Source organism: Micromonospora sp. URMC 105 (assembly GCF_051386295.1).
Classification (GTDB): domain Bacteria; phylum Actinomycetota; class Actinomycetes; order Mycobacteriales; family Micromonosporaceae; genus Micromonospora.
The window spans coordinates 1-23,455 of the sequence record NZ_JBPQTL010000017.1 but is presented as its reverse complement, the minus strand read 5'-3'; the positions used below and the strand labels follow the sequence as shown (position 1 = coordinate 23,455).

Here is a 23,455-nt window from a genome sequence, read left to right as displayed (position 1 = left end):
CAGGCGCGTTCGCCGTCAATCCCGTCGGTGATCAGGCCAACGACGGTCCGGCCGGACCGTGCCAGCGCACCAGCAGCACGGTGGCATCATCGCCCAGCTGGTCGTTCTGGTACGCGAGGATCGAGTGCACCAGGCGGCGGGCGGTCTCCGGCAGCGGCAGGTCGTCGGCCAGCGCCCGGACCGCGCAGTCGACCAGCCGGTCCACCCCGAAGGCCTCGCCGTCGGTGGAGCGCGCCTCGATGATCCCGTCGGTGTAGAAGAGCACATCGTCCCCCGGCTCCAGGGCCTCCTCGACCACCACCGGGGCCCGGTGCTCGCCGAGGGTGACCGGCAGCGCGGTCGGGGTGGGCAGCACGGTCGCCACCCGGCCCCGGCGCAGCACCAGGCCGCTCGGGTGCCCGGCGGAGATCACCCGCAGCCGGCCGTTGCGCTGGTCGAGCACCGCCAGCACGCCGGTGATCAGGCCCCGCCGGTCGTGGTCGCGGACCGCCCTGTCGATGTGGTGGTAGGTGGCGATCAGGTCCTGACCGGCCCGCCGGGCGTTGCGGTACGCGGCCAGCGCGAGGCTGGCGAGGATCACCGCCCGCATGCCGCCGTGCGAGCCGTGCCCCACCGCGTCGAAGAGCGCCAGGTGGGCGAGGTCGCCGTTGACGGCGTAGTCGAAGGCGTCCCCGCCCACGTCGTAGCTGGGTTCCAGGATGCCGCTGATGGTCATGCTGCCGGTGGAGAAGCTCAGCGGCGGCAGTTGGGCGCGGAGCATCTCGGCGGCCAGCCGCATCGGCTCCCGGCGGCGTACCCGCTCCACGGTGTCGCTGTAGCTGGAGCGGGTGACCACCAACTCTGCCAGGAGCGCGCAGGCCGCCTCGAATTCACCGACCCGGTCGGCGGGGACCGGTTCGGCGGAGACCACCTCGACCACGCCCATCCGTTCCAGCCCGTCCAGCAGTGGCACCCAGAGCCGCGCCGCCCCGGGCCCGCCGTCGGCGGCGTACGGACGCATCGTCGCGTAGGCCCGTCCGGCGAGGGTGCCGTCGACGGCCAGCGGAGTCCCGTCGCCGGCGCGGTCTTCCATCGGCAACAGCTCCCGCTGCTCGTGGTCGACCAGATGGATGCGCATGTCGGTGGCGCCGAGCTGGGCGGCCATCCGTCGGGCCAGCAGCGGCAGGTCCTCCGCACGGGCGTGGTGGGAGTGGTGCAGCAGTCCGTGCAGCGCTTCCCGCTCGGCCATCGCTCCCCCCACCCCTCGCCCAACCTGTCAGTGCCGGTCCCGGGTACCCCGCCGGCCGCCGCTGCGAACGCCGGGCCGTCAGCTTCGGGGGAAGGAGGCCCAGATGTTCTTCGTGCGGTCGGTGGCGTACCAGCCGACGTCCAGCGAGAGGGCCTCGGCGATCTGCAGGCCCCGGCCGCCGGCCCCCATCGGGCGGGTGTCGACCAGTTCCGGGATGGTGCTCAGGTCGTGGTCGGCGACGTCCAGGATGAACCGGTCCTCGGTGACCAGCAGGCGCACGATGGTCGGCGGGATGCCGTGCCGCAGGGCGTTGGTGGCCAGTTCCGTGGCGACCAGCACGACCAGCTCGGGGACCTCGTCGAGCTGCTCCCCGGCGAGCAGTTCCGCACCGGTCAGCGCCTGGTGCAGGGAGGCGCGCAGGCCACGCAGGTCCGCCGGCCCGGACAGCTGCCACCGCCGCAGCTCGGTGGCCTGCGGCGACGGGGGTGAGGTACGCAGCTGTGCCATGATCCCGGTGTACCCTCGGTGGCCGCGTCCTATGCCGCTTCGCCTGGGTCGTGAGCCGGACAACGGGCCGCCGCGGGCCGCGGCTCGGGCCCGCGCCGAACCCCCGGCCGGTGCACCCTTGTTCTACGCTCCTCTATGTGAGCGAGCTCATTCCGGAACCGGTTCACCCGGGACAGATCCGCACCTCCGACGCCGACCGGGAGCGGGTCGCGGCCGTGCTGCGGGCGGCGGCCGCGGAGGGCCGGCTGGACCTCAGCGAGCTGGACGAGCGGCTGGGCCACGTCTACGCCGCCCGCACCTACGCCGAGCTGGAACCGCTGACCCGGGACCTCCCGGCCGTCGGCACGCGGCTCTTCGGTGACCTGCCGCCGGCGTACGCCGCCGGAGCGCCGGTGTCGCGCAGCGGCTACGCCCTGGCGGGCAAGTTCGAACGGTCCGGCCCGTGGAGCGTCGGCCCCGAGTTCACCTGCGTGGCGTTCTGGGGCGGCGGACTGGTCGACCTGCGCGACGCGATCTTCACCGTCGGCGCGGTCCGGATCAAGGCGTACGCCCTGATGGGAGGCCTGGAGATCTGGGTGCCCGAGCGGGCCACCGTGCACGTGACCGGGGTCGGGGTGATGGGCGGCTTCGACCACCGGGCCGGCGGGCCGGGCGCGCCGGGCGCCCCGACGGTCACCGTGGGCGGGTTCGCCCTCTGGGGCGGGGTGGCGATCAAACGCAAGCCCTCCGAGCGGCAGATCCGGCTGCGCAAGCAGGAGAAGAAGCGCAGGAAGCTGGAGGGATACCCGCCCGGCTCCGACGACTGACGATCTGCCGCCACCGGACCGGGAGTCCGGTTCCGTGCGCCGCCGGACCCGGGCCGGGCGGCCTGGCCAGCCGATCGAGCCGCCGGACGTGGGCTACCGGGCAGTGCCAACTGACCGTTCGTTGAGATACCGTCGCGAGGTGATCGTCGAGGAGCATTGGTGGAACGGGGACGCGACGGCACGCGGGCGTCGCGACGTGTTCATCCGCAGCGATGGGCTGCGGTGGGAGGTACAGGCACAGATCGGCGGCGCGTACGGCCGGTCGAAGGTGCAGGAGTGTCCGAGTCGTACCTCGGCGAGCATCCTCGCCGGGGCGTGGCGTGGCGGCAATCCCGCCTGGCGCGAGCTGCCTCGCTGAGCGGGGGCACCTCAATGCGGGACTGACGCAGGGCCCGCCGGCGCACCGGTCCGCAGGTCGGATCGCGGCGGCGGGTGTCGCGTCACCCGCTGACCCACGCCGGTCACCGTGCGTCGGGTCCCGGTCACCGGCAGAGCCGGTGCGGTAACCGCGGGGCATCCGGAGTCGTCGCGCTGCTGCTCGACCGAGGTCGTGTCACACTTGGCTGGTGCGCTGCCGGTAGGTGGCGTCCGATGGGCGTCTGCGAGGTACACCGCTCACCGCTGGCCGCACGCCTCAGGAGCCCCCGTTGCTGCCTCCCTCGAGTCGTTCTCCCGGCTTACGGACGGCGATCCTCTCCGACCTGCCCAGCGCCGGCACGGCGAGCGCGGAGGGCCGGCGTTTCGTCGCCGAGCACCTGCACCGCTGGGCGGTGCCCTCCCAGGTAGCCGACACCGCCGTGCTGCTGACCAGTGAGATCATCACCAATGCCGTGCGGTACGGCCCGCCCCCGATGTGCCTGCAGGTCAGCCTCTCCGCCGACCGGATCCTGGTGGAGGTCACCGACTCGAACCCGGTGGTGCCGGTGCTCACCCGGCCGGACTTCGAGGCCCTCGGCGGGCGCGGGATGTGGTTGATCGACACTCTCGCCGCCGACTGGGGCTCGCATCTGCAGCCGCCCGGAAAGATCGTGTGGTGCGAGGTGAGCATCGGCCCGGGCCAGCACCGCCCCAGCGCTGCCGGCCGGGATCAGCAGCGCTGAAGCCACGGTCCGGGCCGGTGCCGTGGGCCGACGAGGTCTGGGACGACCTTGTGGGCCACCTGACGGACGCCGACAACCACAACCGGGCGACCGCCGCGCAACTGCTCGGCAACCTCGCGGCGCAGGAGATGGCCTGCGGCGCAGCCGCAGGCCATCTCCTCGCCGTGACGGTTCCCTAGATTCGCTTCACCCGTTGGACTGCCGACACCTCAGGTGCCGCAGTTGCGGGGCGGGCCGCCTGGTGTCCGGGTTGCGGGGCAACGGAGCTGAGATCGCCACCCCAGCCGGCGGGCGGGCTCGGCGGATACAGGTTGAAGGTGCCGACGACGTCGACCACGAAGTCGGTGTACCCGGAGGCGTTGTAGACGTTGAACTTGTCTTCCGCGCTGATCATGGTTTGCACCGCGTTCGACACGAGCGAGCCTGCCCTGGGGTTGAGGCTGGACGTGCTCGGCCGGGCCACCCCGGACGGCCAGATCGTCATGACGGTCGTCGAGGTGGGCTTGACGGCGGTGACGTTCGTCGCCAGGCCCCAGGTGTCGGCGTTCGCGATCGTCTTCGGCGTCGGGACCGTCGCCGTGGCGCCCGGGCCGAGACGCGACGGCCAGCCCTGACCGGTACGCGTATCGACGATCCGGGTCGGCGCGATCGACTCGAAGCGCAGACCGTTGGGCAGCGACCCGTCGTCGTAGAACCCGACGATGTCGACGATGATGTGTGCCGGCGCGTGGGTGTAGACGCCGATGGACGGCCAGCCCGTCGCGCTGCCGCAGTTGACGCACGGCGTCGTGGGCACGACGGCGAAGTTCGGGACGGTGGCCCCGGTCGAGTAGTTCAACGTGGAGGTGTTGGGCAGGTTGTCCTGGGATCCGTCCCAGGCGGTGAGGAAGCCCGCCGAACTCGGCTGGGTCGCCGTGACGCTGACGGCGAACGCCCTGACCCGCGGGTTGATCGTCGATCCCCACGAGGCCGCGGAGTTGATGTAGTGCTCGCGGGGCACCCGGCCGTTGCCCCAGGTCCGGGTGTCGGTGATGCGTACCGGCTTGGAGAGCGGGTGGTACTGGCCGCCCATGTATCCCGAGCAGCACTCGTGGCCCTTGGAGTAGTAACCGTCCACATCGACGATGATGTGCGTCGAGCCGGTGTGGTTGTAGAACTTCACCTTGCCGTCGGCACCCACCCGCACCGTGACCGAGTTCGCGCCGGTCCATCCCTTCGTGAAGTTCAGGGAGGAAGCGGTCGGGCGCGAGAGGCCGGAGGGGTAGACGGTGACGAAGCCGTTGGTGGTGGGACCGGTGACGGTCACGTTCAGCACCACCGTGGAGGCCTCGGTCGTCACGCCGCCGGAGCCGGTGACCTGCAGGCTGACCAGGCCGCCGGGTCCGACCATGCGCTTCGGAGCGCCCTTGCCGGAACGGGTGTCCATGATGCGGAAGGGTGCCACCGGGTAGTAGGTGCCGCCGTCGTCGCTGTAGCCGTTGACGCCCATCGAGAGCTGCGTCCTGCCGGCGAAGCTGTCGTCGGGAAGGACCAGCATCGCCCCCACCATCGTCGGTGCCGACGGACGCGCCACCGCCGTGATCGAGCAGGTCTGCCCCGTGCTCAGGGTCTTCTGGGAGCAGCCGTCATTGATGATCTTGAACGAGGTGCGGTGTTCGCCGTCGAGCGTCGCCTGCCCGAAGGTGATCGGGAGGTCGCCCGCGCCGGTCAGTGTCACGGTCTGCGGCGCAGACACCTCGTACGCCGGCACCGCGCCGAAGCTGAAGTAGCCCGGAGATGCGGTGGCGCGACGGGCGTCGTAGCCGGTCAGCGAGAGCAGGCGGGTGACCTTGCCGGCGACCGAGTCCTCGACCAGGGTGAGCAGCGCGCTCTGCTCGCCGATGGCCGAGGCCTTCGGCGTGATGCTCAGCTGGCAGGTCTGCCCGTAGGCCAGGGTGTTGCCGGAGCAGGTGTTGGCCGAGATCTCGAAGGCTCCAGGGTCCGACCCGGACAGCGACGCCGCGCCGAAGGTGGTGGGCTCGCTGCCGTTCGCCTCGACCGTGACGGCCTGCGGCTTACCGGGCATGCCGGCCGGCTGCGAACCCATCTGCAGCCGGTAGCCCCAGGTGTCGGTCGCCTTGTAGCCGGCGCTCGACTGGAAGCGGATCTCACCCTTGGCGCTGCCGCGCCAGCCGCAGGGTACGGAGAACGTGGCGGCAAAGGCGGTGAACTTGCCCGCCTCGTCGTATTCCGCTTCCTTGACCTGGATGGTCCCCGGCGTGCTGCTCCATTCGCAGCGCTGCCCGTCGCCGCTCACATTGAGAACGGTGATGGACTCCTGCGGAGAGAAGTTCGTCGTCGTCTGATACGTCTGGCCGGCGACGAACCTGGTGCCTTTGGGCGGGGTCACGTTGAGGTCGTGCCAGTGCTCTGCCGAGAAGCCGCGCATGACCAGCGCGTAGCCGTTGGCGTTCTGCTGGTAGATCTCCACCGTGTTCCGCGACGGCTCGTAGGAGAAGCTGCCGTCGATGTAGCCCCAACCGTCGAAGCTCATGGTGAAGGCCGTGTACGGGGCCGAAGGCGCGGCGCTTTCCGCCGCCTGCGCCACCCCGGCCGATCCTGTGGATGTGATGAGAAGTGCGATGGCGCCAGCAATGGCGACGCGGAGGGTACGCACGAATGCCCCATGATTGTCAGAGACGTGACGCCGGGCATCTGCCCTGGCTCAGGCAGCGTAGGAAGCCAAGTGATCTTCGACATCCACCGACCGGTTCGAATGGGAGGTGCCTGTCCGGCTCGTGGTACTCGGCTCACCCGCCGGGCACCCGCCTCCGGCGCCGATCGTCGCCGTCACCGCTGATGGGACCGCTCATCGGCAATTTCGTGGGAGACGCGGGCCAGCCGGAGGACGGTGACGAGGCCGACGCCTCCGACGATGTTGCCGAGCACGGACCAGCCGAGGGCGCCGAGCCAGTCGAGGTAGCCGAAGGGGGCATGGCCGGTGGTGAGCGCGGTGAACATCAGGATCGAGTCGAGCACGCTGTGGAAGAGTTGCCCGCCGGCCAGCAGCGCGCCGAAGAGCAGCGCCGGCACCAGCCGTACGCCGAGGCTCTCGGTGGCGTGCTGCATCCGGGTCATCAGGGTGATCACCATGCCGGCGAGCACGGCCAGAGTGAAGGAACGCAGGTTGACGCCGAGCGTGGCGTAGTGCGTGCCGGTCTCGACGGCGGTGCGGCGCAGGCCGGGGAAGGCCCGGGTGATCAGCCAGGCGACCAGCCAACCGCCGAGCAGGTTGCCGGCCAGGGTCACGCTCCACAGCCGCAGCAGCGAGCGCAGGGTGTTGCGGCCGGCGGCCACCGCGGTCACCGGCACCAGGAAGTTCTCGGTGAACAGTTCGCTGCGGGCCAGCAGCAGCGCCACGAACCCGATGCCAAAGGCGAGCCCGGCGAGCAAGGGCTGCCCGGTTGCCTGCGTGACCAGGAGGTAGGCCAGCACACCGGTGCCGACGTCGAGGCCGCCGAGGATCCCGGTGACGATCAGCGGGGCCCACCGGCGCGCCAGCCGAGTGGCGCCTTCCTCGGCCACGCGGTCGAACGCCTGCACCACCGCCGGCTCCGAACCGCTCCGCCGATCTTTCCTCACACCAGGGCCTGCCCGTCACGGTCGATGGTGGCTGTGGCCCGTTGCACGGAGCCGAGACCGGCGGTCCCCCGGGTCAGCCTTCCTCCTCGTCCTTGCCCTGGGGGCGTCGCCACCGGTCGTTGCCGCGGTCGGTGGGGCTGCGCTGTCCACCCCACGGATCGCGTCCGGGCTCCTCCGTGTGGTCGAAGGAGGGCCGCCGGATCTGGTCGGGGTCCGGCACATCCACCGGACGCGCTCCGGACTCGGGTGCCGGCTGGTAGTCGGTCCGCGCGTGCGCGCCCTCGGCGCTCGGCGACTCCGGCGTCGGCTTCTCGCGGTGCAGCTCCTCGCGCAACGTCTGCGGCGGCTTGGTGTCGCGCTGTGGCAGGTCCCGGCCGAGGTCGGCGACGAGCGGGCCGTACTTGGCGTCGAAGGCGGGGCGCTCGGAGCGGATCCGGGGCATCCGGTCGAAGTTGCGCAGCGGGGGCGGGCAGGTGGTGGCCCACTCCAGGGAGTTGCCGAAGCCCCAGGGGTCGTCCACGGCCACCTTGGCCCCGTACCGCCACGACTTCCAGGCATTCCAGATGAAGAACAGGGTGGAGACGCCGAGGATGAACGACCAGACGGTGGAGAACGTGTGCATCCAGGTGAAGCCGTCCTCCTCCAGATAGTCGGAGTAGCGGCGGGGCATGCCCTGCGCCCCGAGCCAGTGGTGGATCAGGAACGTGCCGTGGAAGCTGGTGAACATCGTCCAGAAGTGGATCTTGCCGAGGCGTTCGTCCATGAGCCGGCCGGTCATCTTCGGGAACCAGAAGTAGAAGCCGGCGAAGAGCGCGAAGACCACGGTGCCGAACACGACGTAGTGGAAGTGGGCGACCACGAAGTAGCTGTCGTGGACGTGAAAGTCCACGGGTGGGCTGGCCAGTAGCACTCCGGTCAGCCCGCCGAGCAGGAAGGTGATCAGGAAGCCGATGGAGAAGAGCATCGGCGTCTCGAAGGTGAGCTGCCCCTTCCACATGCTGCCGAGCCAGTTGAAGAACTTCACCCCGGTGGGTACGGCGATCAGGAACGTGGTGGCGGCGAAGAACGGCAGTAGCACCTGCCCGGTGGTGAACATGTGGTGCGCCCAGACGATCATGGAGTAGCCGGCGATGAAGATGGTGGCGCCCACCATGCCCTTGTAGCCGAAGAGCGGCTTGCGGGAGAAGACGGGGATGACCTCGGTGACGATGCCGAAGAACGGCAGCGCGATGATATAGACCTCGGGATGGCCGAAGAACCAGAACAGGTGCTGCCAGAGCATCGGTCCGCCGGTCATCGGGTCGAAGACGTGGGCGTTGAACAGCCGGTCGGCCATCAGCGCCAGCAGGGCGGCGGCGAGCAGGGGGAAAACGAAGATCACCAGCACGCTGGTGATCAGCATGTTCCAGGTGAAGATCGGCATCCGGAACATGGTCATGCCCGGGGCCCGCAGGGTCAGGATCGTGGTGATCAAATTGACCGCGCCGAGGATCGTGCCCAGCCCTGAGACGACCAGGCCGACGATCCACATGTTCGCGCCCACTCCGGGGGAATGCTCGGCACTGCTCAGCGGGGTGTAGGCCGTCCAGCCGAAGTCGGCCGAGCCGCTGGGCGTCAGGAATCCGCCCAGGACCATCAGCCCGCCGAAGAAGTAGAGCCAGTAGGCGAGGGCGTTGAGCCGGGGGAACGACACGTCCGGTGCGCCGATCTGGATCGGCACGATGTAGTTGGCGAACCCGAACGCCGCCGGGGTGGCGAAGAGCAGCAGCATCACCGCGCCGTGCGAGGTGAACAGCTGGTTGTACTGCTCGGCGGAGAGGAACTGCAGGCCGGGCCGGGCCAGCTCGCCTCTGATCAGCATCGCCTCCAACCCGCCGATGACGAAGAACGCGAACGAGGAGAGCAGGTACAGCAGGCCGATCTGCTTGTGGTCGGTCGTGGCGAGGAACTTGATCAGCGAAGCGCCGGGCAGCGGGCGCCGCACCGGCCCCGGATAGCCGCCGAACGCGGTGGGGACGAGGATCGCCGGTCCATGATCTCGTGCCGGCAGCGTCGTACGCTTCGACATCTCTCCGCCTCGTGTCGTCTCAGTGATGGGGCACCGCCCATATGTCATCTAACCGACGGGAAGCTCGTATTTCCGGCGTACGGTGGAGGTGGTGCGAGATGGCCGCCGGTTTCGTCGGTTCGTCACCCGGGTCTTTTCGGTCGCCGCGCTGCCCCTTGCCGCCGTGCCGGCGGGCGGGGGCACGTAGTACCCGTCACTTCGGGCGTTGCAGGAAGCGGATCCCGCGAGCGAGGGGAGGACACTCCTGATCACTCGTGGGCAACCGCTGGCAGGTGGGGCCAGCGGTCGTCGGCGGCGAGATCGGGTACGGAGAACGTCACCGCCTGCCGCGGCGTCCAGGCCGGGGCCGCGCCCCTGCCCGTACTGCCGTTCGTGCATGTCCCGGTCAAGCTCGTCGGTGAACCCGCCCGGCGACGCGGTGCCGTCCACCGTTCGACTGGCTGCGCTGACCTCTGCCCGGGCCGCCGGGTGCCCCCGCATCCGACAGGAAGCCTTCCACGCCGGTGATGCACAGGACCAGTGCGGTCACCCCGTGAGCTCCGCGAACGTGGAACCGGTGCCCGAGGCGGGCCGCCTGGCCAGCGGCGTGCAGCAGGACGCTCACCCCGGCGGCGCCGCAGACGCCGGCGGGCGGCGGCGCCGGTCGGGATCCGGGTACCCGTGGGCACCCCTACGGTTCTGGTCGCCGGCCCGCCACCCGGCCCCTGACCGGCGCCGGAGCTGCATGGCTCGGCCACCTCGTAGGGCCAGCCACGTTGCCCCGTGGCGCGTGGCTGGTCTTGGCGGCATAGCCTGGGGGGACACCGGGGCGCGGTTCGCGACAAGTGTCCTGGTCAGGCCCCGGCCGGTAAGAAGATCCCGTCCGGGGCCGCCCCGCAGGGCCGGCAGTGACAGCGCCGGTGCATCACCGGTGACCAGGTGTCGGCTCACGGCTCCGCAGCCGATGTGGCGCGGGCGACGAGGGCCGCGGCGACGTCGCGCAGTTTGCGGTTGGAGTCCTGGGAGATCTTCGCGAGGATCGCGAACGCCTCGTCGGCCGGGCAGCGCCGCTCACCCATGATGATGCCCTTGGCCTGTTCGATCACCGCACGGCTTTTCATCGCGGTCTGCATGTGCTGTGCCAGAGTCACCTGGGTGTCGTACAGGTGGGCGTTGGTCATGGCGACGGCCGCGTACTCGGCGAAGGTCTCGGCGAGGGTCACCGCCTTGTCGCCGAAGGCGTCGGGTCGGGTGGCGTAGATGTTGAGCGCCCCGCTGACGTACTCGTGCATGGGCAGGCCGATCGACAGGGAACTGCCCGCGCCGGCGGTCAGGGCCTGACCGGCCCAGGTCGGCCAGCGGCTCTCCGCTGCCATGTCGGGCACGTGCACGGTGCTGGTGGCCGCCGCGGCCAGGAGGCAGGGCCCGTCGCCCTGCGTGTACTGCGCTTCGTCGAGGGTGAGGGCGAGGCCGCCGGTGAACGCCGCGGTGTGCGCGCCGCCGGCTCCGACCAGCGTGACGGAGACCTGGTCAGCACCTGGAACGGTTCGAGTGGCCACACCGGCCACCCGGGACAGCACACCACTGAAATCCGTCTCATTGAACTTGATCCGGCCCAGCTCCGCGAATGCGACGACAGGCAGCATGGAGATCGCGTCGGTCATTGCTGTTGTCCCTCATGAGGGCACGTCACAGACGCTGCAGCGGACGCCCGGGCATGCGGATCACTGCAGGGCCCAGAGAGGAACCCATGAACCGCGCCGCTTCTTGACGCCGGACCGCCGACACCATGGAGACGTCAGCCACAGGCGAGGAGCATATCGCTACCTCGGGCCCGCGACTCTCCGAGGACCCAGCCGTACTGGTTCCCGGCGTTACCGAGGGCCGACGCGGCGATCGCGGACCCGTCGGGCTCGCACCGCCGTCCACCCAGGCCCGGGAGCGGGGCGGCTCAGCAGTCGAAGTAGAGCGCGAACTCGTGCGGCGTGGGGCGCAGCACCATGGGCTGGACCTCGTTGGCGCGCTTCCACTCGAGCCAGGTGGTGATGAGGTCGGTGGTGAAGACGCCGCCGTCGAGCAGGTAGTCGTGATCGTCGGCCAGGGAGTCCAACGCTTGGGCGAGTGAGCCGGGGACCTGCTTGACGTCGCCCCATTCCTCCGGGGGGAGGTCGTACAGGTCCTTGTCGATCGGCGCGGGCGGCTCGATCTTGTTCTTGATGCCGTCCAGGCCGGCCATCATCATCGCCGAGAAGGCGAGGTACGGGTTGCTGGACGGGTCCGGGACCCGGAACTCGACGCGCTTGGCCTTCGGGTTGCTGCCGGTGACCGGGATGCGGGTGCAGGCGGAGCGGTTGCGCTGGGAGTAGACCAGGTTGACCGGCGCCTCGAAGCCCGGCACCAGCCGGCGGTACGAGTTGACCGTCGGGTTGGTGAAGGCCAGCAGCGACGGCGCGTGGTGCAGCAGGCCACCGATGTACCAGCGGGCCATGTCCGACAGGCCGGCGTAGCCGGTCTCGTCGTAGAACAGCGGCTCGCCGTTGAGCCAGAGGCTCTGGTGGGTGTGCATGCCGGAGCCGTTGTCGCCGAAGAGCGGCTTCGGCATGAAGGTGGCGGTCTTGCCGGCGGCCCAGGCCTCGTTCTTGATCAGGTACTTGAAGAGCTGGAGCTGGTCGGCCGACTGCAGCAGCGTGGAGAACTTGTAGTTGATCTCCGACTGGCCGGCGGTGCCCACCTCGTGGTGCGAGCGCTCGACGGTGAAGCCGGCGTCGATGAGGCGGCGGACCATGCTGTCGCGCAGGTCGGCGTAGTGGTCCACCGGGGGCACCGGGAAGTAGCCGCCCTTGTAGGCGGTCTTGTAGCCGCGGTTGCCGCCCTGCTCCTCACGGCCGGTGTTCCACGCGCCCTCGATCGAGTCGATGTAGTAGTACGACTGGTGGGCGGAGGTCTCGTGGCGGATCGAGTCGAAGATGTAGAACTCCGCCTCGGCGCCGAAGTACGCCGTGTCGGCGATGCCGCTCGCCGCCAGGTACGCCTCGGCCTTCTTCGCCACGTTGCGCGGGTCCCGGGAGTACGCCTCGCGGGTGAACGGGTCGTGGATGAAGAAGTTCAGCGCGAGGGTCTTCTGCGTGCGGAACGGGTCGATGAAGGCGGTGGCGACGTCCGGGAGCAGGAGCATGTCCGACTCGTGGATCGCCTGGAAGCCGCGGATCGACGAGCCGTCGAACGCGAGGCCGTCGGTGAGGAGGTCGTCGTCGACGGACTCGACCGGCAGGTTGAAGTGCTGCATCACGCCGGGCAGGTCACAGAAACGTACGTCGACGAACTTCACGTCCTCGTTCTTGAGGTACCGCAGCAGTTCCTCGGAGCTGGCAAACACAGGTCCCCCCGAAGGCGTGGTTCGATCACGGGCCGAACCGACGGCGGCCCGGTCGGCGCACCCGTGCTTCGACGGTACGACGGCTCGCCGGGCGGCGTCGCCGTTCCGTCCGGCTTCGCCGTTGCGTGACGGCCGCGACCGGGTGGGCGTTGGTATCTCCTACGGGGTTGGGGGTGCGGCAAGGCCGGACCAGAAGTGCGCAAGGGTGGCGGCGCCGGCCAGCAGTACGTCCACAGCGACGCTCTCGTCGCTGTCGTGCCAGCGGTCCTCCGGCAGGCCGGTGCCGAAGAACAGCACCGGCGCGTCGAGCTTGCGGGCCAGCAGTTCGGCCGGCCCGCCGCCGGCGTTGGCCATCCGGCCCACGGGCCGCCCGAAGCCGTCGCGCATGGCCGCGGCGAGCACGGCGACCGCTGGATGATCCGGTGGCGTGCGGTACGGCTCCTGCGCGGTCTCCTCGGAGATGGTCAGCTGGTACTCGACCCGGTCGCTGATGGTGTCGGCGACCCACCGGCGCAGCTGTGCCGCGACGTCGGAGATCCGCTGGTCCGGCACCGTGCGGATGCTCAGGCTGGCCGTGGCCACCGCCGGCACGGCCGCGCGGGACACGCCGGTGACGTCCCCGGCGGCGACGGTGAGCACCTCGGCCGCGGGTCGGGTCCAGAGCCGTTCGAGAACGCTGTAGCCCTCCTCCCCGCCGATGCTGCGGGTCTCCGATCGGGCCAGCCAGTCCTCGTCCCGGTACGGCAGCGCGGTTAGCTCGGCCCGGAAGCGCTCCGACGGCTCGACCACGTCGTCGTAGAAGCCGGGCAGGGTGAGGCGGCCCTTGTCGTCGTGCAGCGCGGCGAGGAGCCTGCTCAGCTCGATCACCGGGTTGGGTGCCGGTCCGGAGACGGCCCCGCTGTGCACGTCGCGCAGCGGCCCGTACACCTCGATCTCGGCGCTGATCATGCCACGCAACCCCATGCAGAGGGCCGGGTGCTCGCGGTGCCACAGCAGCGTGTCGGAGAAGAGCACCAGGTCCGCGCTCGGGCGATGCTCGTCGAGCAGGTCCGACAATTGTGCCGAGCCGGTCTCCTCCTCGCCCTCGACGAGCAGCTTGATGTTGACCGAGGGCGCGGCGCGCCCGGTGGCCGCCAGGTGCGCCCGCACGCCCCACAGATGCGCGAGAACCTGACCCTTCGCGTCGGAGGTGCCCCGGCCGTAGACCCGCCCACCGCGTTCTGCCGGCTCGAACGGCGGGGTCTCCTCCCACTGCTCGTCCTTGGCCGCCCGCACGTCGTGATGGCTGTAGATCAGCACGGTGGGCGCGCCCGGAGCCTCGCACCACTCGGCGTACACCGCCGGCGCCCCCTCCCGGTTCCACACCTGCACCACCGGGAACCCCAGGTCGCGCAGCGCGCCCGCCAACCAGTTCGCCGACCGCAGCACCTCGACCTCGCGCTCCGGCAGCCCGGCCACCGACCGGATCCGCACCCAACCGATGAGTTCCTCGATCAGATCGCGCCGGTGCGCGTCGAGGTAGGCGTGGATGTCCGACGTCATGTATGCCTCCACTGAAGTCTCTACCTGGGTGATGTCAGCCGGCCACGGTTCGCTCGGCCAGTTCCTGCAGAACCGCTCGCAGGTCCCCCGTCCGGTGCAGGGTGCGGCGCTGCCAGGTGGCGCCGTTGCCGACCCGGCGCAGCCGGGCGAGTCGCGAGCGCACGAAGCCGAGGTCGCCGTGCTCACGCAAGGCGCTCTCGACGGTCGAGAACAGGTCCCCGACCAGTTCCCAGGCCGGCCGCGCGGTGCCGAGCCGCAGGTCGGTCAGGGTGCCGTCGAGCCCGCTGTGGGCGGCGTGCCAGTGAGCGGCGGCCACCACGCAGTCCCGGACCCGGGGCACCGGCACCCCGGCGTACGCCTCGTCGACGGCGGTCGCCACCAAGGCCCGGACCAGCGCGGCTACCAGGACCGTGTCGTCGACGTCGGTGCAGACGTCGCTCACCCGTACCTCGACCGTCGGGTACGTCGCCGAGGGACGCGCGTACCAGTAGACCATCGCCTCGTCGAGCATCACCTGCGACGTCACCAGCGCGGCGACCGTCTCGTCGTAGTCCCGGCGCGAGTCGAAGTGGGGCGTCGGGCCGACACCCGGCCAGCGTTGCAGCTGCACCGACCGCCAGCTCGCATGCCCGGTGTCCCGCCCGGCGTACAGGGGCGAGTTGGCCGTCAGGGCCTGCACCACGGGCAGCCACAGCCGCAGCCGGTTGCATACCTCGACGACCAGGTGAGGGTCCGGCACGCCGACGTGGATGTGGCAGCCGCAGACGGCGGGGTCGGCCGCGACGGGTCCGTAGTGTTCGGTCATCGCGCGGTAGCGCTGCTGCGGTGGCACCGCCCGGTGTGGCTCGGCGACCGGCGTAGCACCGATCGCCACCAGCCGCGCCCCCGCCGCCGACGCGGCGTCGCCCACCGCCCGGCGGTGCCGCAGCAGATGGACCCGGAGCGTGGACAGGTCGGTGCAGACCGGGGTGACCATCTCCACCATGCTGCGCCGCAACTCACGTCGGGAGTGACCTTGCACCGCTGCCTGCAGGCCGCGGACGACCTCGTCTGCCAGGGGCACATTCGTACCGCTGTCCGGGTCGATGAGAAGGAACTCCTCCTCCACACCCAGTGTCAGCGGGAGCCGCCCGACGTGGGCGGCCGTGTCATCACGGGCGAGTGGGGTGGTGACCATCGAGGCTTCCTATCGTCAGGGGTGGCGCCGCACCGGCGTCACCAGGTCAACGGTCGTCGCTCGCGGGTGGGGCGGACGGTCCACGCCCCGGCTGAGCGGGAATTTCGCCAGGGCGCCGGCCGTGGCGAGGATGTAGATGACGCACGGCGCGGGATCCCGCAGGAGGAGCGTCGCCCCGGCCGTCGCCGCGAAGTGCTGGGCCTGCAGTAGCGCGCTCACACCGTGCGCGCTGAAGAAACGCACCGCGGAGAGATCCACCGCGATCGTCGGTACCGGCGGGCGACAGACGCACTCCACCAACTCGGTGAGCAGGTGCGCGTTGCTCATGTCGATCTCACCCGAGACGGTGACGAGCTTCGCCGAACCCTCACCGGTGAGGGCCAGCGACATGATGGGATCACCGAGCCGATCGATCCTCGCAGCGGACCGACGGCCGCGCGTACGAGATGTCTCGTGTTCTGACATGGCGCCTCCGCTGTCCATCGGCGGCCCGCTCGTGCCGCGCGACGGGACGCGGCAGGGAGGGCAGTGGAGGGCGCATGTCTTGACCCGTGCACTCGTCCCTACCCCGAGGGAACGGCCCCACACCTGCTGGTGTCTGTGAGCCGGGACCTGCTGGCCGTGGGGGATGTGGTCAGCGCCCAGAAGGCACGACGCCTCCGCTGCGGACGTTCGACTTCGGACCCCATGACGTGCGACTCCTGTGACCCCGCGTCCCATCGACCCTCGGTCAGCGCACCGACGTCCTGCCGTATCTCCCCACGACGGCCACCGGATGTGCGCAGGGGCGCCGGTTCGTGAGGTAGCGCCTGCGCCGGTGCGGGGCCGCCCAAGCCCTGCGACACGGTGATCCGCAGGAGCTGGGCGGTCATCCGGTGAGCTCAGGCGGCTGGTCACGGGAGGCCACCGGGGAGCAGTAATCGTCCGGGCCGCAGTCAGGCCATCGTCGTCGTGGCGGCTCGGTCGACGAGGGCCTGGGCCACGTCGCGGACCTTGCGGTTGGAGTCCTGTGACACCTTGGACAGGATCCGGAACGCCTCGTCCGAGGTGCAGCGGCGTTCGCCCATGATGATGCCCTTGGCCTGCTCGATGACCGCACGACTGGCCATCGCCTCCTGCATCTGCCGGGCGAGAGTGGCGGTGCTGTCGTAGAGGTGCGCGTTGGCCAGCGCCACGGCGGCGTACGCGGCGAAGGTCTGCAGCACGCTGATCGTGTCGTCGTCGAAGGCGTGCGGGGTGACGGCGTAGACGTTGAGCGCCCCGACGACCGCCTCCTGGATGGGCAGGCCGATCGACACCGAGCTGCCCACCCCGGCCTTCGCGCCGCGTTCGGCCCAGTCCGGCCAGCGCTCCTCTGCGGCGAGGTCGGGCACGGGAATGACGTCGCCGCTGGTGGCGGCGTCCAGACACGGGCCGCGTCCCTGGGCGTACTGCCGCTCGTCCAGGTCGCGGGCCACATCGCCGGTGAACGCCGCGGTGTGCGCGGTGCCGCCGCGCACCAGCGTGACCGAGACTTCCACCGGGGTGGGCAGCACTCGTTTGGTCAGTTCCGCGACGCGTTGCAACACGTCGTCGAGGTCGGCCTCGCCGAGCTTGATGCGGCCGAGCTCGGCGAACGCGTCATTCGGATCCGTCAGCTCACCGGGGCTCGTCGTTGGGTGGGTCATCGCACCAGGTCCTCCTGACCGGCGCACCCGCCGCAGCAGTCTGAACCGGGGGTGGGGTGCGGGAATGGCAGTCCGCGCGTCGCGGACTGCTGCACGGACCCACCATGGCGGAGCCGGGACCCACGCCAGTTGCTCGACGCCGGTTCGCCACATCCGAACAAGGCGGATGTGGGCTACAGGCCTCTCACGATACTCCCCTCCGTCACCGCCGGCGCATCCCGATCAACCCTGTCCTGCAGGCCGACGGCCGCCTGGCACACGCCCTGGCCTACTTGCTTGGCCTGGTCCCGGCCGTCGACCCGGCCGCCTGCCCGGAATTCGCCGTCACGACCATATTCCGGCCGAGTAGCGGCGACAGACACGGGTGGACGCGGGACGCCACTCCTGGGCACTCGTGGCTATCCGCTGGCAGGTAAGCTGGGCCCTCGCGCCCTCGTAGCTCAGGGGATAGAGCATCGGTTTCCTAAACCGTGTGTCGCAGGTTCGAATCCTGCCGGGGGCACCAGGTCACAACCTTGATCATTGATCATCTTCCTCGTGTCGGGGCCTTCGTGCCCGCTCGCGCCCGCCCCACCGTTTCCAGGTCGACGGTCACCCGCTATACCGGGAAGCCGTCGACGTTGGTGGCCCGTCCGGGCCGCTCGGTGGGGCTCGGCGACCCGCTCGGCTTCGCCTACGTCGGGCTTTTCACGCCGCCTACGGCGAGCCGACCACGACCCGACGCGACCCAACAGCCACGGCCGGCGAACAGGCGACGAGCAACGGGCGGCGGCGACCCGACTGGTCAGGCGGGGGGACGCAGCTCGGAGAGCAGCTTCGCTACCCGGGTACGGATGTCGTCGCGGATCGGGCGTACGGCCTCGACGCCCTTGCCGGCCGGGTCTTCGAGCTTCCAGTCCTCGTACCGCTTGCCGGGGAAGACGGGGCAGGCGTCGCCGCACCCCATCGTGACGATGACGTCGGAGGACTCGGCGGTGGCGTACTCCAGGAGCTTGGGGGTCTGGTCGGTGATGTCGATGCCGACCTCCCGCATGGCCTCGACGGCGGCGGGGTTGACCGTGTCGGCGGGGGCGGAGCCGGCGGAGCGGACCTCGACGGTGTCACCGGCGAGGTGGCGCAGCCAGCCGGCGGCCATCTGGGAGCGGCCGGCGTTGTGGACGCAGACGAACAGGACGCTGGGCTTGTCGGACATCATGAGCCTTTCTGGCGGTGTCGGTCGCAGGGCCTGTTGACCGGCCCGTCGCGGAGGGTTTCCGGCAGGGGGCGGCCGGGGTCGCTGTTGCGGTCGAGCAGCCGATAGCGTCCGGAGGGCCGGGCGGGGTTGACCAGACCGCGGAAGTCGGTGGTCATGCGCCGTGGTCGAGCGCGGCGTCCTCGGTGGGGACGACGACCTGGTCGGCAGCGCGTCCGGCGTCGGGGTAGAGGGCGGCCAGCAGCCCGACGCCGACGCCCAGGCCGACAAACTGGAAGAGGACGAAGCCGGGCACCGAGGCGGGCGCGATGCCGGCGAAGCTGTCGGTGAACGCCCGCCCGATCGTGACGGCGGGGTTGGCGAACGAGGTCGACGAGGTGAACCAGTAGGCGGCACCGATGTAGGCGCCGACGGCGGCGGGGGCGACGGGCGCGCGGCCGGAGCGGGCCAGCGCGAAGATCAGCAGGATCAGGCCGGCGGTGGCCACCACCTCACCGAGCCACAGGTGCCCGGCGGAGCGGTCCTTGCTGGAGAAGCCGACGGCGGCGAGGTCGAACATGAGGTTCGCCAGGATCGACCCGGCGATCGCGCCGAGGACCTGCGCGGCGGTGTAGCCGGCGAGGTCGCGGGCGGGGAGGCCGGTGCCGGTACGGCGGCCGAGGAGCCAGTCCGCGGCGGAGACGACCGGGTTGAAGTGGGCGCCGGAGACCGGACCGAAGATCAGGATCAGCGCGGCCAGGGCGAACGCGGTGGCGATCGAGTTCTCCAGCAGCTGGAGGCCGACGTCGTCGGGGGAGAGCGTGGTGGCCATGATGCCGGAGCCCACCACGGCGGTGACCAGCAGCGCGGTGCCGGTGAACTCGGCCAGCAGGCGCCGCCGGAGTGCGATGGTCATCTGTCTGTTCTCTCCCATGTGCGGGCTGCCCGGGTGCTCAGTCGGACGGTTGCCAGGTCGGCCGCTCATCTCGGCGAGGCGGGACCCGGAGCGCTGACCGTGGCGCCTAGGCGGGATCGACGGTGAGCAGTGACGCCAGCCGGCGCAGGATGCCCGGCCGGGCCCGGTAGTAGACCCAGGTGCCGCGCCGCTCGGCGTCCACCAGGCCCGCCTCCCGCAGCGTCTTGAGGTGGTGCGAGATGGTCGGCCCGGTCAGGTCGAACGCCGGGGTCAGGTCGCACACGCAGATCTCGCCCTGCTCGGCCGACGCGATCATCGACATCAGCTGCAGCCGCACCGGATCGCCGAGCGCCTTGAACGCGGGCGCGAGGACCGCGGCGGTCTCCGCCGGCACCCGCCGCTGCGCCAGGGGCGGGCAGCAGGAAGCGTCGGCGGTGAGGTCCACCACCGCCAGGGGTGCGGCTTGCTTTGACATGTCTCTAGGTTGACATTTCTCTAATCAACGTGCAAGTCTCTGCTTCGACGGATGTCGAGACAAGTCGACCCGCCCCCGGCCCGAACGGAGCCTGCTGATGGCCGACATCACCGTCCGACCGATGACGGCAGCCGACGCCGACGCGGTGCTTGCGGTCTACCAGGCCGGACTGGACGCGGGTGACGCCAGCTTCGAGACGACGGCCCCCACCTGGGCCGCCTTCGACGCCGCCAAACTGGCCGCGCACCGGCTGGTGGCCGTCGGCGCCGACGGCACCGTCCTCGGCTGGGTGGCCGTCGCGCCGACCTCGTCCCGTGCCGTCTACGCCGGGGTGGTCGAACACTCCGTCTACGTCGATCCGGTCGCCCAGGGCCGTGGCGTCGGCCGGCTGCTGCTGGACGCGCTGATCGCCTCCACCGAGGCGGCCGGGATCTGGACCGTCCAGTCCGGCGTCTTCCCGGAGAACGCCGCCAGCCTCGCCCTGCACCGGCGGGCCGGGTTCCGCGTCATCGGCACCCGCGTGCGCATCGGCCGCCACCACGGTCGCTGGCGCGACGTGGTCCTGCTCGAACGGCGCAGCGCCGTCATCGACTGACCTGTCGGGTCGTCTGTGCCCGCGCCGCGGTGCGCCCTCTTGTTTCGAAATACATCTAGTAAGGGAGTCATCGATGAGCGTCCTGGAAGAACTGCCGGTGGCCGTGATCGGCGCCGGGCCGGTCGGTCTGGCCGCCGCCGCCCACCTGCACGAGCGCGGCCTGCCGTTCGTGGTGCTGGAGGCGGGTGAGACCGCCGGTGCCGCCGTCCGGCAGTGGGGGCACGTCCGGGTCTTCTCCCCGTGGCGGTACGACCTCGACGCCGCCGCCCGACGGCTGCTCGACGAAGCCGGCTGGGTCGCCCCCGATCCGGACGCCCTGCCCACCGGCGCCGAACTCGTCACCGGCTACCTTCAGCCGCTCGCGGAGCTGCCGCAGCTCAAGCCGCATCTGCGCTACGGCGCCCGGGTGGAGGCGATCAGCCGGCTCGGCCTGGACCGGCTGCGTACCGCCGGCCGGGAGCAGGCTCCGTTCCTGATCCGGCTCGCCGACGGGCAGGAGCTCCTGGCCCGCGCCGTCGTCGACGCCTCCGGCACGTGGGGGACGCCCAACGTCCTCGGGGCATCCGGTCTGCCCGCCCACGGCGAGCGCGCGGTCACCCCGTTCCTGGAGCACGCCCTGCCGGACGTCCTCGGCGTCGACCGGGAGCGGTTCGCCGGCCGGCACACCCTCGTCGTCGGCGCCGGGCACTCCGCCGCCAACACCCTGCTCTCCCTCGCCGAGCTGGCCGCCGCCGCGCCGGGCACCGAGGTGACCTGGGCGATCAGGTCCGCCTCGCCGGGCCGTACCTACGGCGGCGGTGACGCCGACGCGCTGCCCGCCCGCGGGGCTCTCGGTGCCCGGCTGCGCGAGCACGTCGAGGCCGGCCGCATCACCCTGCTGACCGCCTTCTCCGTCCACGCCCTCACGCCCGACCACGGACGGGTCGCGGTGGTCGTACGGCACGCCGACGGCGGCGAGGAGTCGGTGGTCGTCGACCGGATCGTGGCCGCGACGGGCTTCCGCCCCGATCACTCCATCACTGCCGAGCTGCGGCTGGACCTGGACCCCGTCATGGGTGCCACCCGCGCCCTCGCCCCGCTGATCGACCCGAACGAGCACTCTTGCGGCACCGTCCCACCGCACGGCGTCGACGAGCTCGCCCACCCCGAGGCCGGCTACTACGCGGTCGGCATGAAGAGCTACGGCCGCGCGCCGACCTTCCTCATGGCCACGGGGTACGAGCAGGTCCGCTCCGTGGTCGCCGCCCTCGCCGGCGACTGGGACGCCGCCCGGGACGTGCAGCTCGACCTCCCGGAGACCGGAGTGTGCAACAGCAACCCGGCCGACTCCGCCGCGAGCGACGGCTGCTGCGGGCCGGCGCCCACCGCCGAGCCGGGCAGCCGGGGCCTGGCCACCGGCATCTCGGGTGGCCTGCTGTCGACGCCGCTGCACCTCGTCAGCCTCGACGCCGCTCCCAGCGGCTGCTGCGGCAGCTGAGTCCGCCACCGCCATCATCTGTCCGCGGGCCCGGCCGCCGGCGGGCAGCGGGCCGCGCGGGGGCCGGTCCGCCGCTGTCCGACCGGATGGCGCTGTCAACGGGGAGCGAGGCGACGCGCAGGATGTAACAGGATTTGCTCCGAAAGCGCTGCGGCGTCTTGCTCAGCGGCGCGGCGCGTGCCCGGCATAGGCTCCAAAGTGCACCGAGGATCGCAGGTCACGGGCCGGGCGGACGCGAGCGAGGGGGCGAGTCCGCTCCGGGCCGGGATCGGCGTATTCCACGCGAGACCCGCGTCAGCACCCCGGAGGTTCTGTCCGTCGTACCACTCTCGCCGCCGGGGCGCTGGCCGGCGCCCGCCGGTCAGCCGGCGAGCTGGTCCGCGCGGGTGATCACCTGGTCGATCAGGCCGTAGTCGCGGGCCTGCTCGGCGGTGAACCAGCGGTCCCGGTCCCAGTCGCGCTGGATCTCCTCCAGCGTGCGACCACTGTGCTGGGCGATCAGCTCGTGCATGGTCCGCTTCACGTGCAGCATGTTCTCCGCCTGGATGGTGATGTCGGCGGCGGTGCCGCCCATCCCGCCGGAGGGCTGGTGCATCATGATCCGCGAGTGCGGGAGCGCGAAGCGCTTGCCCGCCGCGCCGGCGCAGAGCAGGAACTGCCCCATCGACCCGGCGAAGCCGAGCGCCAGCGTGGCCACGTCGTTGGTCACGTAGCGCATGGTGTCGTAGACGGCCATCCCCGCGCTCACCGAACCGCCCGGCGAGTTGATGTAGAGGAAGATGTCCCGGTCGCTGTCCTCGGCGGCGAGCAGCAGGATCTGCGCGCAGATCTGGTTCGCGGTGGCGTCGGTGACCTCGGTGCCGAGGAAGACGATCCGTTCCCGCAGCAGCCGCTCGAACACGTGGTCTCCGAACGTCGGCTGACCACCGTCCAGCATGCGCACGTCGTACCCGATCATGTGACCGCCCTCCAGACTGCCGCCGGCGGGCGAGGGGCACCGCCCGGGAACCGGCGATCTCCAGCCTGCGCCCGGCGCCGGTCGCGCCCCCAGGGTTTCTGCCGCGGGCAGATCCGCCGACGGCAGAACGGCGGCCGGCCTACACCGCGCTCAGCCGCCGCCGGCCGGTCCGGGCCCGGCGGCGGGCCAGCATCCTGGAGGTACGCGGGCCGGGGCGTCCGGCCGGCGCGGAGGCGATCAGCCGGACCCGCAGGCCCACCCCGCCGACGGTCGACCCGACGGCCGGCGCGGGACCGCCGACGTGCAGCAGCGGCCCGCCCAGCCGCAGCACCGGTCCGACCGGCTGCCGCACCGAGGTCGGGGCGGCCGGCGGCGGCGTCGCCCCGGCCGGTTGGAAGCCGATCCGGAGCGTCGGGCCGGCCTCGCCGCGTGCCGCCGGCACCCGCTCCAGCCGGGACAGGGCGGCCCGGGGCGCGGCGGGAATCCGCCGTTCGACCCGGCGCAGGTCGTCGCGGGCCTCTTCGAGCAGGTCGGACAGGTTGATGCCGAGGGCGCGGCAGATGGCGGCGAGCACCTCGGAGGAGGCCTCCTTGCGCCCCCGCTCCACCTCGGAGAGATAGGGCAGCGACACCCCGGCCGCCTCGGCGACCTCGCGCAGCGTCCGGCCCTGGCGCAGCCGTAGCCGGCGCAGCACCCCACCGATCACCCGACGCAGCAACGACATGCGGGCCTCCTCGCGGTCGGCGTCTGCCGGACTTCTCCCCCATCATGCCCGTCGTTCTGCCCGCCCAC

General features: G+C 71.2%; 21 protein-coding genes, 1 tRNA gene and 1 pseudogene. 7 read left to right on the top strand and 16 right to left on the bottom strand.

The window, feature by feature from the left end:
• Positions 1–31: 31 nt before the first annotated feature.
• Together ACSNN7_RS08555 and ACSNN7_RS08550 are read right to left on the bottom strand one after the other, a co-directional pair.
• Positions 32–1,228 (bottom strand): PP2C family protein-serine/threonine phosphatase, encoded by a 1,197-nt coding sequence (locus tag ACSNN7_RS08555; protein ID WP_436680127.1) that lies wholly within the window; start codon positions 1,226–1,228, stop codon positions 32–34.
• 78 nt (positions 1,229–1,306) lie between these two features.
• Positions 1,307–1,735, bottom strand: coding sequence for an ATP-binding protein (locus tag ACSNN7_RS08550; RefSeq protein WP_436680126.1), 429 nt, complete (start codon positions 1,733–1,735; stop codon positions 1,307–1,309).
• A 137-nt stretch (positions 1,736–1,872) separates the two neighbouring features.
• Here ACSNN7_RS08550 and ACSNN7_RS08545 point away from each other — a divergent pair, with 137 nt between their 5' ends.
• The 4 genes from ACSNN7_RS08545 to ACSNN7_RS08530 all read left to right on the top strand — a co-directional run bounded on the left by ACSNN7_RS08545 (position 1,873) and on the right by ACSNN7_RS08530 (position 3,820).
• On the top strand, positions 1,873–2,541 hold the full coding sequence (locus ACSNN7_RS08545) for a DUF1707 SHOCT-like domain-containing protein (RefSeq protein WP_436680125.1): 669 nt from the start codon (positions 1,873–1,875) through the stop codon (positions 2,539–2,541).
• Between the two features lie 139 nt (positions 2,542–2,680).
• Positions 2,681–2,899: a hypothetical protein gene (locus ACSNN7_RS08540; protein ID WP_334452534.1), complete on the top strand. Its 219-nt coding sequence runs from the start codon at positions 2,681–2,683 to the stop codon at positions 2,897–2,899.
• A 289-nt stretch (positions 2,900–3,188) separates the two neighbouring features.
• Complete coding sequence (locus ACSNN7_RS08535) at positions 3,189–3,641, top strand: ATP-binding protein (RefSeq protein WP_436680124.1); 453 nt, start codon at positions 3,189–3,191, stop codon at positions 3,639–3,641.
• A 17-nt stretch (positions 3,642–3,658) separates the two neighbouring features.
• Positions 3,659–3,820, top strand: coding sequence for a hypothetical protein (locus tag ACSNN7_RS08530; protein WP_436680123.1), 162 nt, complete (start codon positions 3,659–3,661; stop codon positions 3,818–3,820).
• On the opposite strand, the gene ACSNN7_RS08525 is transcribed toward ACSNN7_RS08530, so the two are convergent.
• The 9 genes from ACSNN7_RS08525 to ACSNN7_RS08485 all read right to left on the bottom strand — a co-directional run bounded on the left by ACSNN7_RS08525 (position 3,817) and on the right by ACSNN7_RS08485 (position 17,071).
• Positions 3,817–6,297 (bottom strand): choice-of-anchor D domain-containing protein, encoded by a 2,481-nt coding sequence (locus ACSNN7_RS08525; protein ID WP_436680122.1) that lies wholly within the window; start codon positions 6,295–6,297, stop codon positions 3,817–3,819. The genes ACSNN7_RS08530 and ACSNN7_RS08525 overlap by 4 nt on opposite strands.
• 173 nt (positions 6,298–6,470) lie before the next feature.
• Positions 6,471–7,226 carry a formate/nitrite transporter family protein gene (locus ACSNN7_RS08520; protein ID WP_436680121.1) on the bottom strand — a complete coding sequence of 252 codons (756 nt, stop codon included), beginning with the start codon at positions 7,224–7,226 and terminating at the stop codon, positions 6,471–6,473.
• A 109-nt stretch (positions 7,227–7,335) separates the two neighbouring features.
• Positions 7,336–9,330, bottom strand: coding sequence for an aa3-type cytochrome oxidase subunit I (ctaD, locus tag ACSNN7_RS08515; protein WP_436680120.1), 1,995 nt, complete (start codon positions 9,328–9,330; stop codon positions 7,336–7,338).
• A gap of 926 nt (positions 9,331–10,256) precedes the next feature.
• Positions 10,257–10,973 carry a GAF and ANTAR domain-containing protein gene (locus tag ACSNN7_RS08510; RefSeq protein WP_436680119.1) on the bottom strand — a complete coding sequence of 239 codons (717 nt, stop codon included), beginning with the start codon at positions 10,971–10,973 and terminating at the stop codon, positions 10,257–10,259.
• A 287-nt stretch (positions 10,974–11,260) separates the two neighbouring features.
• Positions 11,261–12,685: a type I glutamate--ammonia ligase gene (gene glnA / locus ACSNN7_RS08505; RefSeq protein WP_436680118.1), complete on the bottom strand. Its 1,425-nt coding sequence runs from the start codon at positions 12,683–12,685 to the stop codon at positions 11,261–11,263.
• 159 nt (positions 12,686–12,844) lie between these two features.
• Entirely contained in the window at positions 12,845–14,227 is a 1,383-nt protein-coding gene (locus ACSNN7_RS08500; RefSeq protein ID WP_436680117.1) for a M20/M25/M40 family metallo-hydrolase, read from the bottom strand.
• Positions 14,228–14,261: 34 nt separating this feature from the next.
• The gene (locus tag ACSNN7_RS08495) at positions 14,262–15,404 is read right to left on the bottom strand and encodes a carboxylate-amine ligase (protein WP_436680116.1); all 1,143 of its coding nucleotides are present in this window, start codon (positions 15,402–15,404) and stop codon (positions 14,262–14,264) included.
• Positions 15,405–15,419: 15 nt separating this feature from the next.
• A complete protein-coding gene (locus ACSNN7_RS08490) occupies positions 15,420–15,794 on the bottom strand; it encodes an STAS domain-containing protein (RefSeq protein WP_436680115.1) in 375 nt (124 codons plus the stop codon).
• 545 nt (positions 15,795–16,339) lie between these two features.
• Entirely contained in the window at positions 16,340–17,071 is a 732-nt protein-coding gene (locus ACSNN7_RS08485) for a GAF and ANTAR domain-containing protein (RefSeq protein WP_436680114.1), read from the bottom strand.
• Positions 17,072–17,500: 429 nt separating this feature from the next.
• Between ACSNN7_RS08485 and ACSNN7_RS08480 the strand changes: the two genes are divergently transcribed.
• Positions 17,501–17,576, top strand: a tRNA-Arg gene (locus ACSNN7_RS08480).
• Positions 17,577–17,855: 279 nt separating this feature from the next.
• Here the strand turns inward: ACSNN7_RS08480 and ACSNN7_RS08475 are convergent.
• The 3 genes and pseudogenes from ACSNN7_RS08475 to ACSNN7_RS08465 all read right to left on the bottom strand — a co-directional run bounded on the left by ACSNN7_RS08475 (position 17,856) and on the right by ACSNN7_RS08465 (position 19,633).
• Positions 17,856–18,263 carry an arsenate reductase ArsC gene (locus ACSNN7_RS08475; protein WP_436680175.1) on the bottom strand — a complete coding sequence of 136 codons (408 nt, stop codon included), beginning with the start codon at positions 18,261–18,263 and terminating at the stop codon, positions 17,856–17,858.
• Between the two features lie 172 nt (positions 18,264–18,435).
• Positions 18,436–19,158, bottom strand: a pseudogene (locus ACSNN7_RS08470) (aquaporin); the annotation flags it as partial.
• A 106-nt stretch (positions 19,159–19,264) separates the two neighbouring features.
• Positions 19,265–19,633, bottom strand: coding sequence for an ArsR/SmtB family transcription factor (locus tag ACSNN7_RS08465; protein ID WP_436680113.1), 369 nt, complete (start codon positions 19,631–19,633; stop codon positions 19,265–19,267).
• Positions 19,634–19,730: 97 nt separating this feature from the next.
• Between ACSNN7_RS08465 and ACSNN7_RS08460 the strand changes: the two genes are divergently transcribed.
• Together ACSNN7_RS08460 and ACSNN7_RS08455 are read left to right on the top strand one after the other, a co-directional pair.
• Positions 19,731–20,228: an N-acetyltransferase family protein gene (locus ACSNN7_RS08460; protein WP_436680112.1), complete on the top strand. Its 498-nt coding sequence runs from the start codon at positions 19,731–19,733 to the stop codon at positions 20,226–20,228.
• Positions 20,229–20,301: 73 nt separating this feature from the next.
• A complete protein-coding gene (locus tag ACSNN7_RS08455) occupies positions 20,302–21,705 on the top strand; it encodes an FAD-dependent oxidoreductase (RefSeq protein WP_436680111.1) in 1,404 nt (467 codons plus the stop codon).
• A gap of 361 nt (positions 21,706–22,066) precedes the next feature.
• On the opposite strand, the gene ACSNN7_RS08450 is transcribed toward ACSNN7_RS08455, so the two are convergent.
• Together ACSNN7_RS08450 and ACSNN7_RS08445 are read right to left on the bottom strand one after the other, a co-directional pair.
• Entirely contained in the window at positions 22,067–22,663 is a 597-nt protein-coding gene (locus tag ACSNN7_RS08450) for an ATP-dependent Clp protease proteolytic subunit (protein ID WP_334451287.1), read from the bottom strand.
• A 139-nt stretch (positions 22,664–22,802) separates the two neighbouring features.
• Entirely contained in the window at positions 22,803–23,387 is a 585-nt protein-coding gene (locus ACSNN7_RS08445) for a helix-turn-helix domain-containing protein (RefSeq protein WP_436680110.1), read from the bottom strand.
• Positions 23,388–23,455 lie beyond the last annotated feature (68 nt).

Coding starts and splice junctions, on each gene's coding strand:
- ACSNN7_RS08555 (WP_436680127.1), bottom strand. CDS start 1,228: ATGGCCGAGCGGGAAGCGCTGCACGGACTGCTGCACCACTCCCACCAC.
- ACSNN7_RS08550 (WP_436680126.1), bottom strand. CDS start 1,735: ATGGCACAGCTGCGTACCTCACCCCCGTCGCCGCAGGCCACCGAGCTG.
- ctaD (WP_436680120.1), bottom strand. CDS start 9,330: ATGTCGAAGCGTACGACGCTGCCGGCACGAGATCATGGACCGGCGATC.
- ACSNN7_RS08510 (WP_436680119.1), bottom strand. CDS start 10,973: ATGACCGACGCGATCTCCATGCTGCCTGTCGTCGCATTCGCGGAGCTG.
- ACSNN7_RS08500 (WP_436680117.1), bottom strand. CDS start 14,227: ATGACGTCGGACATCCACGCCTACCTCGACGCGCACCGGCGCGATCTG.
- ACSNN7_RS08495 (WP_436680116.1), bottom strand. CDS start 15,404: ATGGTCACCACCCCACTCGCCCGTGATGACACGGCCGCCCACGTCGGG.
- ACSNN7_RS08490 (WP_436680115.1), bottom strand. CDS start 15,794: ATGTCGCTGGCCCTCACCGGTGAGGGTTCGGCGAAGCTCGTCACCGTC.
- ACSNN7_RS08485 (WP_436680114.1), bottom strand. CDS start 17,071: ATGACCCACCCAACGACGAGCCCCGGTGAGCTGACGGATCCGAATGAC.
- ACSNN7_RS08475 (WP_436680175.1), bottom strand. CDS start 18,263: ATGTCCGACAAGCCCAGCGTCCTGTTCGTCTGCGTCCACAACGCCGGC.
- ACSNN7_RS08465 (WP_436680113.1), bottom strand. CDS start 19,633: ATGTCAAAGCAAGCCGCACCCCTGGCGGTGGTGGACCTCACCGCCGAC.
- ACSNN7_RS08460 (WP_436680112.1), top strand. CDS start 19,731: ATGGCCGACATCACCGTCCGACCGATGACGGCAGCCGACGCCGACGCG.
- ACSNN7_RS08455 (WP_436680111.1), top strand. CDS start 20,302: ATGAGCGTCCTGGAAGAACTGCCGGTGGCCGTGATCGGCGCCGGGCCG.
- ACSNN7_RS08450 (WP_334451287.1), bottom strand. CDS start 22,663: ATGATCGGGTACGACGTGCGCATGCTGGACGGTGGTCAGCCGACGTTC.
- ACSNN7_RS08445 (WP_436680110.1), bottom strand. CDS start 23,387: ATGTCGTTGCTGCGTCGGGTGATCGGTGGGGTGCTGCGCCGGCTACGG.